The organism is Bacillus sp. MHSD_36, assembly GCF_030757775.1.
In the GTDB taxonomy this organism is placed as follows: domain Bacteria; phylum Bacillota; class Bacilli; order Bacillales; family Bacillaceae_G; genus Bacillus_A.
The window spans coordinates 1-12577 of the sequence record NZ_JAVBIS010000012.1 but is presented as its reverse complement, the minus strand read 5'-3'; the positions used below and the strand labels follow the sequence as shown (position 1 = coordinate 12577).

Sequence of the window (12577 nt, the reverse complement as noted above, 5' to 3'; positions counted from 1 at the left end):
TTTTTTATTCGTCTTCTTTTTTATCGTCGATTTTGAGTTCTGCTTCTGGTTTATGGTATGTGTAGAAGCTATCCACAAGTAAATCTAAATGCTCTACTTCTTCACTATAGTTAATAATGGCAGAAATAAGAGGGAAGAGGTGTAGCCATGTTTTATACGCTTCCTCATCATCTTTGTTTTGATAATCCATAAAGATATCAATTAATTCTTGTTTACCTGTTTCGACTTCATCAAGCATTTCAACGGATTGTTGTTTTTTTGCTTTACCAATAAATTTTAATAAAACTTGTTCATGATAATGCGTTAATGAATCAAGTTCATTCTGGATAGATTCTTGAAATTCTTCTGGCATATAGCGCAGTTCATTTTCAGTACGATGTAATGATTTTAACGTACTTAAAGCGCGGCTTGTCGTCGCTAACATTTGTCTGAATAAAACAAGCTTACGAATTTTTGCGAACTGTACTTTTTTCGTGTAGCTTCTTTCTTCTTTATACAGCAAATAGTAGTGGTTTAGTTTGATCATTTTTTCTTTCATACGATCAATATCAGTTTTTAGTGTTGTAAAATCAGAAGCTTGCCTGCTATTCATTCGAATCCATTTTACAATTTCTTCTGTATTATCAACGATACGATGATATAGCTTTGTTTCGTATTTTGGCGGCATAAAAACTAAATTTACAAGTGAAGCCGCGATAATTCCAATCATAATTGTTGCAAAGCGAAGTAAGGCAAAACTAAAGAAATCTTCGCCTTGATACTCCATAATGGCGATAACTGTTACTAAAGCAATTGATATTGTGTTTTCTAATCGTAATTGCAGTGTAAGTGCAATTACTAATATACATGTTAATCCAATAATAAAAGGATTATGTCCAAAAGCAGTAGCGAATGCGATAGCGAATACCGCACCAATGACGTTTGCTTGAATTTGTTCAAGTGCAGTTAAATACGAACGGTATACAGACGGTTGAACAGCGAATATAGCTGAGATTCCTGCAAATACCGGACTCGGTAATTGAAGTAAAATACAAGCAAATAAAGCTAATGTGATGGCAATACCCGTTTTTAAAATGCGAGCACCAAGTTTCATACCCTTAATAAGATCCTTTCTCTTGTCATAATGAATGTACAACATGATACTATACATTCATTACAATATGTTAGCAAGTGATATTTTAGTGACGTTAATAAGAAATTGAGATTCATTTTATAATTTTTCCTAATTCTTTTTAAACATCAATTTTTAGTAAAAAAACCTGCTGAATTTCAGCAGGTTTCAAATTGTTACTATAGATTACTATGAGAAGTGTACTTCGTCAATTTTATTCTTGAAAATGAAAGTTAGGCGTATCACTCAGTTGAGATAGATGGATCAGCCTGTTCTTTTTTCGGGATAATTTCAAAAAATTGTTGTTGCATATCATCGAGTAACGGTGTTAATAAAGCGACTTCCTCGTATTGCTCATGTTCATTTAATACACGAATATAATCTAGCAATAATTCAGTCACATCTTGCACACCATTTTTACTAATTGGTTGCAATGTAACATTTGCCCCTTTTGCGATTCTTCTTTTTAAGGCCTGTTCTGTTAAACCTAAGCTTGAATCATGACGTAAATAAACAACACCGCCAGTCATACCAGCACAAATCCATGGACCAGGATCCCCTAAAACAAGCGCGCGCCCATTTGTCATATATTCAAAAGCGAAACCTTTAATATTAGAGTATGCTCCTATATTTCCTTGCTCTTTTTCACGGAGTGGCTTTGTCATGCGCCCTCCAATTATCATGTCTGCTCCAGAGAGGCGAATGCCAGCGCGAGCATCGGCGTTACCTTGAACGTATAGCGCTCCTTTTTGTGCACCGTATCCAAAACCTTTTCCGACAGAACCGTTATAATATATGCCGTCTTTTCCTTTTGCTTTCGTTATATAAATACCACCACCAAAGGAGGTTTTACCAATGCCATCTTGTGCACCGCCATTTACGTGTATAAATAAGTTCTCACTATTGTAAGCACCTAATCCATTTCCAGGAATAGAGCCATTCGTATACTTTAATGTAAGTGGTTCAAGCTTCGTGTCTTCATATAATTTACTACGAACGCGATAGCAAGATTCTAGACCGCCCATAACGCGTTGTTCTACGCCAACTCCTACTAATTCTTTCGAATGAGGGGAATGAACTGTTTCAAATTGTTTTTCTGGTACGTCTTCTGTTTTTGTGACAGATGGATGTTCTATCGTTTGTAGTAAATTACATAAGTCTAATAAATTTTCGCCTCGAACTTGTTCTAATAAATCGGAACGCCCAACAATTTCTTGTAAATTTGTATAACCAAGATTTCCTGTTAATCGTTTTAGTTCTACGCCAAAAGTAGTGAATAAATGTAATAATCCAGCGACGGCGCTTTCTAATTCACGTGGGACGAAGCGGCGTAATCCGTGTTCTTTCGCCTGAGCTTCAGATTCAATTTGTGTTGCGATTCCAACGTGACAAGTATCTAGATGACATCCACGGCAAGTTGTACAGCCAATTGCAATCATGGATAATGTACCAAATCCAATGCGGTTTGCCCCAAGAAGCATGATTTTTAAGGCATCATTCACACTTCGAATACCACCGTCAGCCCAAATTTCTACTTTATGTCTCATATTTGCTTCTAATAAAGCATTGTGAGCGGCTTTCACACCAATTTCTACAGGAAGCCCTACATGTTGCAATGCGTGAATACGTGCGGCACCTGTACCACCATCAAATCCGCTAATGTTAATAAAATCAGCACCAGCTTTTGCGATACCAACAGCAATTGTTCCAATGTTAGGGACGACAGGAACTTTTACAGCTACTTTCGCAAGTTGATTGGCCGTTTTAATTTCTGTAATCATTTGAGCTAAATCTTCAATGGAATAAATATCATGGTTGTTAGAAGGTGAAATTAAATCTGAGCCAATTGTAGCGTTACGTGCTTCAGCGATTTTGGCTGTTACTTTTGACCCTGGTAAATGCCCACCTTCACCAGGCTTTGCACCTTGCCCGATTTTTATTTCAATTAGGTTTGATGAATTTAGTAGTTCGGCGTTTACACCAAATCGCCCAGATGCAACTTGTTGTCCACGTGTATGTGGATATTTTCCAATCATGTCTTTAATTTCGCCGCCTTCACCGTTCAAGCTAATCATATTTAGCTGATCGGCCGCTTCTGCATATGCACGAAAGGCAATTTCATTTTGAGAACCGAATGACATGGAGCTAATAATAAATGGTAAATCATGATTTTGAATACTGATGGACACTTCTTCAGCCGGAACGACATGTTTTGTTTCTTTCGTTTGAATAAGATGTCTAATCGCGATTGGATTGTTTTCTTCTAATTCACTTAATTTTTCACGGTAATCATCATAAGAGTTTCCTTTTGCGACATCACCGATTGCTTTCCAAATTCGCGGGAATATATGAAAAGATTTTCGCATTCTAACTTTAGGATTGTTATAATCATCTGCTCGCATTTGTGCATCTTCAGCAAGTGACTCAAGCGAGAAAGCTAAATTATTTGAACCGAAGAAATTCGTAATTTGTAATATGTTTGCGATTTCTTCATGTAATCCGATAGAAGAATAGAGGCGACCGTAACCGCGTAATTCATGAATTCCGATTGTTGAAATGACTTTCTCTAGCCCTTTATTAAGTGCATGATATAAATTCGTAATAGGTGTTTTCGTCCCATCATTTACGGTTGCAAATAATAAATATGGATTAATACTATCTGCTCCTAATCCATACAGTGTGACGATATCGTGTAAGGAGCGAAGGGCACCAGAACGTATAACGAGAGAGCAGTTTCGGCGTAATTTATTTTCACTTAATATTTGATGTACTTTAGCGGTAACTAAATGCGGATCAATCCATAATTGTCCATTTAGATGAGCATCAGCATCGTCTATTAATAATAGGGAAGCTCCATCGTTCACAGCTGTTATTGCTTCAGAACTAATTCGATTTAAGGCACATTGTAAAGTTTCTGCCTGACTGAATGTAGTAGAGATTGTAGCGATAGAGCTATGAGTATTGAATAGCTGTATAAGTTGCTCGTACGTAATTGTGTGTAATTCCTCTGCAATAGATTGTGCTACGCTTCCTTCTAAAATAATTGGGGAAAGCATCTCAACTACAAATGGCTGTTTAGCACCAGCAAATAAACTTGGACGTTCGCCAAGTATCGTTCGTGTGGAGAAGTGTTCAACTTCTCGATCACGATCGATTGCTGGATTTGTAACAACAGCTACACTCTCCTTAATGAAGTCAGCGATATTTCGTCTATCAGTATCGAGTGCAGCGAGTGGTGAGTCATGACCAAGTGAGCGAATTGGCTCAACGCCTTTTGTTGCCATCTGTTCAAGAAGCTGAATATGTTCACGATCCCATCCGAAAGCAACGTATTGCTTCGTTTCAACTTGCATAGAATCACATAATCCTTGGATTTCTTTCGTTTCAGGGGTAGATAAGTTTAAATGATAATCTTTAGTATTAACTCGCTTTTTAAAACGGTCGTATACTTGATCTTGGTATTTGTCATATTCATAAAGAACAAGCTCATCTTGTTCATTCCACTTTAGACCGACTTTTTCTCCAGGAGCGAGTGGTTTCGGTTCAGCTACATATTCAGTTGGAGATACAACTCCAGGTTCAGAAGAGAAAATATAAGAACTCTCTGTCTCTACTTTCCAAACTGGTCGTAGTCCAAGGGAATCGACGCTGAAAACAGCTTCATCTTTATAGCGTGAAATAATACCAGCTGGACCTTGTGCAAAATGGCCCCATGCTTCACGTATATACGTATATAAATCTTGTAAATGTGGTTCATAAAGTTTAATTTCATTAATAATGGGTGGGAATAGTATATCCATTGCTTCAAATAAACTGTAGTCGTATTGAACAAGTAGAGTTTCTAAGGTGCGGTTTAAATCTTGGGAGTCGCTGCCCCCAGCAGTAAGTGGAACATGAATCATGTCAGCTTGATCGCGTAACTTGGCAATCGTGTTAATTTCACCATTATGTCCGAGAATGCTAAATGGTTGTACACGAAAAAAATTAGATAATGTATTTGTAGAATAGCGATTATGTCCCAGTGTCATAGTGGAAGCGATCAGCGGGTGTTGTAAATCATTGTAATAGGCCACAAGCGTATCACCAGCACCGAGAACTTTATATACAACATGATCACGACTTAAGGAAGCAACATGAATCGCTTCGTTTTTCTCTATTTTTATCGTTACTGAAAATAATGTTTGCTCAATATTTTTAACTTCATTTTCAGCGATAAGAGCAACTTGCCAAAATAAAGGTTCTTCTTGTTTACCAAGTGGACCGAGTGCATCGGAGTTTATTACATCGTCACTTTCAAAAAGAATTGCAAAGTTTTCGTTGTTTAGTTGTGTACGAATATGATTTTTTAAATTAACTACATTTGCGTTTTTATTTAGAAAAAAATGTCCAACGATAAAGTGGGGATGATCCACGATCGTTGGATTATATCCGCTACTTTTTAGTTTTTCGCTCCAAAGTGCTTTTGGTACATCAATGTGAATACCGATTCCATCGCCTTCACCATTAATGAAACCAGCTCTATGATTCATTTTAACGAGCGATTGTATGCAAAGATCAATGTTTTCTTTTGTAGGAATTTTTCGTTTCTCCATAACGGAAACGATTCCACACGCATCATGTTCTGCATTTTTATAATCTCGAAATAAAGACGGTGTCCATGTATTTGTTTTATTGAGCATCCGTCAATCCCCCTCTTATTGAAATTTGAATAATCTTACTATTTAAGGCGTAAGCAGCTTGTATACAAAGATAGCAAGGGTATATAAGAAAATTAAACAGATAATTATGAATAATTATACTATTAATAAGGGATTTATGAAATAGAAAAAAGGAAAAAAGAAAGGTGTGCTTTCTTTTTTCCTTTTAATGATGGGATTATTTATTGTCTGCCAAAGCCGCAAATGCTCTGCCTACAGCTTCAATTGTATATTCAATATCTTCTTTTGTATGTTCTGTCGTTAAGAACCATGCCTCGTATTTAGAAGGTGCTAAGTTAACTCCTTCTTGAAGCATAAGCTTGAAGAATTTACCGAACATTTCACCGTCTGTATCTTGTGCTGCATCGTAATCTTCAATTGTATTTGTTGTGAAGTATACAGTTAAAGCACCTTTTAGACGGTTTAATGTAATATCGATATTATGTTTGGCAGCTTGCTCTAAAATTCCTTTTTCAAGCATTGCACCAAGTTCATCTAATTTCTCATAAAGCCCTTCTTGTTGAAGAACTTCTAGACAAGCAATACCAGATGCCATAGAAGCAGGGTTTCCTGCCATTGTACCAGCTTGATATGCAGGTCCGAGTGGGGCAACCTGTTCCATAATTTCTTTCTTACCACCGTAAGCGCCGATTGGAAGTCCGCCGCCAATAACTTTACCAAGAGCTGTTAAGTCTGGTGTTACGCCAAGTAAGTCTTGAGCACCACCGTACATAAAGCGGAAAGCAGTAATAACTTCATCATAAATTACTAGTGCACCAGCTTCGTGAACAAGTTCATTCACTTTCTCAAGGAAGCCAGGTTTCGGTTCTACTATACCGAAGTTTCCAACAATCGGTTCTACAAGAATAGCTGCTACTTCATGTCCCCATTTATCTAATGCTTCTTTTAAAGTTTCTACATTATTAAATGGAACGGTAATAACTTCTTGAGCGATACTTTGTGGTACACCGGCTGAGTCAGGAGTTCCTAGTGTAGAAGGACCAGATCCGGCTGCTACAAGTACTAAATCAGAATGACCGTGGTAACAACCAGCGAATTTCATAATTTTTGTGCGGCCTGTGTAAGCACGAGCGACACGAATTGTTGTCATTACTGCTTCAGTACCAGAGTTTACGAAACGGACTTTATCTAATGCAGGTATTGCTTCTTTTAACATTTTTGCAAATTTTACTTCTAGTGCTGTTGGTGTTCCGTAAAGTACACCATTTTCAGCAGCTGTTGTAATTGCTTTTGTAATGTGCGGGTGAGCATGTCCAGTAATAATAGGACCGTATGCTGCTAAATAATCGATATATTTATTTCCGTCTACATCCCAGAAATAAGCGCCTTTTCCACGTTCCATAGCAACAGGAGCGCCGCCGCCAACTGCTTTAAAAGAACGAGAAGGACTATTAACGCCGCCAACGATATGTTCTAAAGCTTCTTTATGTAATGCTTCTGATTTTGTGAATTTCACTACCATTCATCTCCTTACAAAAATCTATGTATTATTCTAACATGTTTTTCGAAAAGACGTATTGTTTGTGATAGAGAAGGCAGTTGGGTAAACTATTCGTTGTGACATTTAGGAAGGGGGTCCGGTTATGAAATCGGTAATTGAGGTGCAAGGGTTACGTAAAGAATTTACAGCCTATTCAAGTCGTCCAGGTTTAAAGGGTGCATTTCGCGATTTATTAAATCGTAATTATAAAATAGTACCAGCAGTAAATGATGTATCTTTTACTGTGAAACAAGGTGAAATGGTTGGATATATCGGTGAGAACGGTGCTGGTAAATCAACGACAATTAAAATGCTTACGGGGATTTTGACTCCGACATCGGGAAACATTTTAGTAAATGGGATGAACCCGCATAAGCAGAGAGAAGAATTTGTAAGAACTATTGGTGTTGTTTTCGGTCAACGCTCGCAACTTTGGTGGGACATTGCTGTACAAGAATCGTTTCGTTTATTAAAAAAAGTGTACGGTGTATCAGACGCTCAGTATAAAGAACATATGGAGCACGTGATTGAAACGTTAGATATTGGTCCTTTATTGGATAAGCCAGTTCGAAAGTTATCCTTAGGTCAAAGAATGCGTTGTGAATTAGCGGCAGCATTAATTCACAATCCGCCGTTATTATTTTTAGATGAACCAACAATTGGGCTAGATGTACTTGTTAAATTGAAAATACGTGAATTTTTAAAAGAAATGAATGAACGTTATAAAACAACAATTTTATTAACAACTCATGATATTACTGATATTGAAGCTTTATGTGAGCGTGTTATCATGCTGGATGAAGGAAATATTATGTATGACGGTTCTTTAAATAATCTTCGTACGCAGTGGGGAGCAGAGAAAGAAATACATTTTCAGTTTGTTGCACCAGTTTCCTATCAGGATTTATCAATGGTTATGCCAGATAGTCATGTCGTTTGGTCGAAAGCGAAAGAGGAAAACGCGTGGATTGCCAAAATCCCGAATGAAGAAGTTATTATTTCAATGCTTATTTCTAAAGTAGTACAAGCCTTTCAAATTAAAGATTTAAAAATTAACGAAGTGTCTACAGAGGAAATTATTCGTAACATTTATGAAGAAGGTATTAAACATGGGTAAGTACATTGAAATGATACGAATTCGCTTTTTAATGATGCTTGCGTATCGTACAAACTATTATAGCGGGATTTTAATTTATACAATTAATATCGGCGCGTATTATTTTTTATGGCAAGCAATTTATAGCGGAAAAGAGAATATTGAAAGTTTATCTATTTCGCAAATGACTACGTATATCGCAATTGCATGGATGGCACGTGCCTTTTATTTTAATAATATAGACAGGGAAATTGCGATGGAGATTCAAGAAGGACGTGTAGCGGTAGAACTTATTCGTCCATATAACTATTTAGGAATGAAAGTGATGCAAGGTCTTGGTGAAGGAATATTTCGCTTTGCCTTCTTTTCAATTCCGGGTATGGTTATCGTTACCTTATTATTTTCATTGCAAATTACAACGAATTTTCAAACGTGGTTATATTTCTTCTTGTCTTTAATATTTAGTTTTATTATTAATACACAAATTAATTTAATGACGGGAATGCTTACATTCTTCTTATTTAATAATAGTGGAATTATGTATGCGAAACGTGTTGTTATTGATTTATTTTCAGGTCTATTGTTACCAATTAGTTTTTATCCGTTATGGGCCCAAAAGGCAATGGTATTTTTACCGTTTCAGGCCATTAGTTATATTCCGAGTATGATTTTTTCAGAAGGTATACAAGGAAGTAAATTGTATGAGGCATTATTATTCCAAGTAATTTGGGCAATTGTACTTATTATTCCAATTGTACTCATGTGGAGAACGGCGAGAAAACGTCTAATTGTACAAGGGGGATGATGAGATGATATATATAAAACTATTTTTGCAATATGCAAGCCAATATATAAAAACAAAATTGGAGTATCGGGGCGATTTTATCGTTGGATTACTTTCTGATTTATCACTACAGGCTGTTAATTTAATTTTTATTCTCGTTGTGTTTGGGCATACACAAGCATTAAAAGGATGGAGTAGAGAAGAAGTAATCTTTATTTATGGTTTCTTTTTAGTGCCATTTGCCATTTTCTCAGCTTTCTTTAACATATGGGATTTTAATGATCGTTACATTATTAAAGGAGAAATGGATCGTATATTAACGAGACCGATTCATAGTTTATTTCAAATTATATTAGAAAGAATGGAGCTTGAATCTTTAATTGGAGCGATTACAGGGATGGTTGTAATGGGCTACGCAGCAGTGGAGTTACAATTATCTTTTTACTGGTACGATTTCTTCTTATTCTTACTAATGGTAGGAGGGGGCGCACTTGTATATGGAGGGATATTTGTTACGCTTGCGAGCCTTGGTTTTTGGTCGGATGCGAAAAGTTCAATTATGCCGCTAATGTATAACATAGGTAACTATGGTCGCTATCCTGTTAATATTTATAACCGAGTGATTCGCTTCATTTTAACGTTTGTCCTACCATTTGCGTTTGTTGGAGTGTATCCGGCAGCATACTTCTTAAGAAAGACAGAGTGGAATAGCTATGCATTTGCAACACCATTTGTTGGTGTTATCTGTTTTACGATTGCAATCACTCTTTGGAATCAAGGGGTAAAAAGGTACCGTGGTGCTGGTAATTAATTATAGGGGCTTGTTTGTTTCTAAGGGATAAATTCAATGGTCGTCTCATACATATAAAATGAGGTGGAGGACATGTTATGGGGATTTATTCTATTAATTGCAGCAATTGCTATTTTGAGAAGTGTCCAATTGTTATGGAGTTCATATTCAGATTCTAGACGTTTCTTTTCGCTGTATAATTTAGCCTCCTTGTTTCTAATTTATACAACGGTATTAATTGCGTTTGGGTTAAGTTATGTTGTATTAGAAGAAATGGGCTTTGCAGTTTTGAAAGAAGATGGAGAAAGCTTGCATGCTCAATCTTTTCAACTGGTAGAAATTTGCTTATATTTTAGCGCAGTTACTTTGTTGTCCGTTGGATACGGTGATATAGCTCCGATTGGAATAGGGAGATGGATTGCGATTGCAGAAGCGCTAATTGGATATACATTACCGTTTGCTTTTGTAATGAGGTCTGTAATAGACAATGAAAAATAAGATAGCATTTGATATAGTAAAAGAAAAGAATAGGAGTGATAACAATGATTACAGTAGGAGAAATGGCTCCAGAATTTACATTAGAGGGAAGTAACGGGGAACAAGTTCGCTTAGCTGATTTTCGTGGTAAAAACGTAGTTCTATATTTTTATCCGAAAGATATGACTCCAGGGTGTACAACTGAAGCATGTGATTTTCGAGATGCATATGGATTATTTCAAGAGAAAGATACAGTTATTTTTGGTGTAAGTCCTGATTCAGCGAACAGACATCTGAAATTTATTGAGAAGCATGAACTTCCATTTGTACTTTTAGTAGATGAAGATCATAAGGTAGCGGAATTGTATGATGTTTGGAAATTGAAAAAGAACTTTGGGAAAGAGTACATGGGAATTGAGCGCTCTACATTCCTTATTAATAAAGACGGTGAGCTTGTAAAAGAATGGCGCAAAGTGAAAGTGAAGGGACATATTGAAGATGTTCTTTCTTATATAAAATAAATCCATCGTGGAGATAAAATATATAGAAGTAAGGCGAGTGTCTATACATATTTTATCGTCTTACATAAAGTGAAGTGTAGGGCATACCTCCTCAGATGATAGTATTCCAAGTGCGACTATGTCGCACTTTTTTCTATGTACATGTATAGAAAATGGGGGAAGATACATAAGAATAAGGCTATATACAAAAATAAACCACATACTTATAGTAGAAATATTGACGATTTATAAGAAAAGGAGTACACTCTTTATAAGAATTATAAAATAATAATCCGTATAGAATCGGGGTGCATGACGGTGGTCAAAGAAGAATTAAAAGAAGCGCTAGAAATGCTGAAAAATACGGGTGTACGCATTACTCCACAGCGTCATGCTATTTTAGAGTACCTTGTGGAATCAATGACGCACCCAACAGCGGATGACATTTATAAAGCATTAGAAGGCAAGTTTCCAAATATGAGTGTTGCAACTGTTTATAATAACTTACGTGTATTTAAAGAGGTTGGGCTTGTAAAGGAATTAACTTATGGAGACGCTTCAAGTAGATTTGATTATGTTACAAGTCAACATTATCATGTGATTTGCGAAAAATGTGGTAAGATTGTTGATTTTCCTTATGGAGGCTTGGAAGAGCTTGAAGAGGAAGCTGCGAAAACGACAGGCTTCGTTATTAATAGTCATCGCTTAGAAATTTATGGCGTTTGTCCAGAGTGTCATAAGGCGTAATATATAATAAAGAAAGAGGGAGACGTTTACGTCTCCCTCTTTCTTTATTATATATAGGGATTTCGTTAGGTTCAGGAGGATTTAGTACAGTAAAGAATCCGATTTAATTAAGAGTAAATACAAAAGGTGATTTCTTGGTTAAGAAATCACCTTTTCATGTTTAGTTTTGTAAGATTACATTTTCTTTACTGTACTCATATGTGCCTATGATTTATAGCTCTTCTTATTATATTTCTCATCAAACTCTTTTCCTTCTAGATTTCGATCCATTGTTAAAGGTTGGTTGCAATGCATACATGCGTCGACACGACCGAGCATTTTTGTAGGTTTATCGCAGCTTGGACAAATAATTTGTACAGTTTTAGTAGATAACATACCGATCCAAAAGTAAACGACAGTACTAGCAATTACAGCTAAGAAGCCAACCATCATAAATGTTGTCATAATAATAATGTTTTCACGGAAAAAGACTCCTAAGTATGCAATGAAGAGGCCGATAAATACTAAACTTAATGCAAAGGTCCGGATTTTATTAATTTTGTTTGAATACTTAATGCTCATTCTCACCACACTCCTATAACATAATAATAACATAAAATTTAGAATTTTCATTCGTTCAGAAACGTGATAAAGTGATAAGATATAAAAAGTCGATTAGGGTAAAGGGAGATTATACGGATTTTTGAAACGTGTTTTTAAAGTTTTAACGGGATGTGAAATTTTTTTGTGAAAAGTATTGACCCTGTATGTACTGCGTGATATATTAATAACCGTCGCTGATGCAGAAACGCAGAAAACGACAAAAAAGAAATTAAAAAACTTAGTTGACATCGAAAAACGAAGATGTTAACATAAGGAAGTCGCAAATGAGCGG

10 protein-coding genes are annotated in these 12577 nt (G+C 36.2%); 6 read left to right on the top strand and 4 right to left on the bottom strand.

What is annotated here, in order from left to right; translation table 11 throughout:
• Positions 1–4: 4 nt before the first annotated feature.
• From Q9B79_RS25030 to hemL, 3 genes are all read right to left on the bottom strand, one after another.
• Positions 5–1093, bottom strand: a complete 1089-nt coding sequence (locus Q9B79_RS25030) for an aromatic acid exporter family protein (RefSeq protein ID WP_016078602.1) — start codon at positions 1091–1093, stop codon at positions 5–7.
• 260 nt (positions 1094–1353) lie between these two features.
• On the bottom strand, positions 1354–5790 hold the full coding sequence (locus Q9B79_RS25025) for a glutamate synthase-related protein (RefSeq protein ID WP_306188574.1): 4437 nt from the start codon (positions 5788–5790) through the stop codon (positions 1354–1356).
• Positions 5791–5986: 196 nt separating this feature from the next.
• Entirely contained in the window at positions 5987–7291 is a 1305-nt protein-coding gene (gene hemL / locus Q9B79_RS25020) for a glutamate-1-semialdehyde-2,1-aminomutase (protein WP_306188572.1), read from the bottom strand.
• Positions 7292–7412: 121 nt separating this feature from the next.
• On the opposite strand from hemL, the gene Q9B79_RS25015 reads away from it, so the two are divergent.
• From Q9B79_RS25015 to perR, 6 genes are all read left to right on the top strand, one after another.
• On the top strand, positions 7413–8426 hold the full coding sequence (locus tag Q9B79_RS25015) for an ABC transporter ATP-binding protein (RefSeq protein WP_306188570.1): 1014 nt from the start codon (positions 7413–7415) through the stop codon (positions 8424–8426).
• Positions 8419–9210: an ABC transporter permease gene (locus Q9B79_RS25010; RefSeq protein ID WP_000521523.1), complete on the top strand. Its 792-nt coding sequence runs from the start codon at positions 8419–8421 to the stop codon at positions 9208–9210. Before Q9B79_RS25015 ends, Q9B79_RS25010 begins: the two co-directional genes overlap by 8 nt.
• Positions 9211–9214: 4 nt before the next feature.
• Entirely contained in the window at positions 9215–10000 is a 786-nt protein-coding gene (locus Q9B79_RS25005; RefSeq protein WP_016078606.1) for an ABC transporter permease, read from the top strand.
• Between the two features lie 72 nt (positions 10001–10072).
• A complete protein-coding gene (locus Q9B79_RS25000) occupies positions 10073–10477 on the top strand; it encodes a potassium channel family protein (RefSeq protein ID WP_000964347.1) in 405 nt (134 codons plus the stop codon).
• Positions 10478–10521: 44 nt separating this feature from the next.
• A complete protein-coding gene (gene bcp, locus Q9B79_RS24995) occupies positions 10522–10977 on the top strand; it encodes a thioredoxin-dependent thiol peroxidase (RefSeq protein ID WP_306188567.1) in 456 nt (151 codons plus the stop codon).
• 297 nt (positions 10978–11274) lie between these two features.
• A complete protein-coding gene (perR, locus tag Q9B79_RS24990) occupies positions 11275–11703 on the top strand; it encodes a peroxide-responsive transcriptional repressor PerR (RefSeq protein WP_000237828.1) in 429 nt (142 codons plus the stop codon).
• 204 nt (positions 11704–11907) lie between these two features.
• On the opposite strand, the gene Q9B79_RS24985 is transcribed toward perR, so the two are convergent.
• A complete protein-coding gene (locus Q9B79_RS24985) occupies positions 11908–12264 on the bottom strand; it encodes a YgzB family protein (RefSeq protein WP_000025063.1) in 357 nt (118 codons plus the stop codon).
• Between the last annotated feature and the right edge of the window lie 313 nt (positions 12265–12577).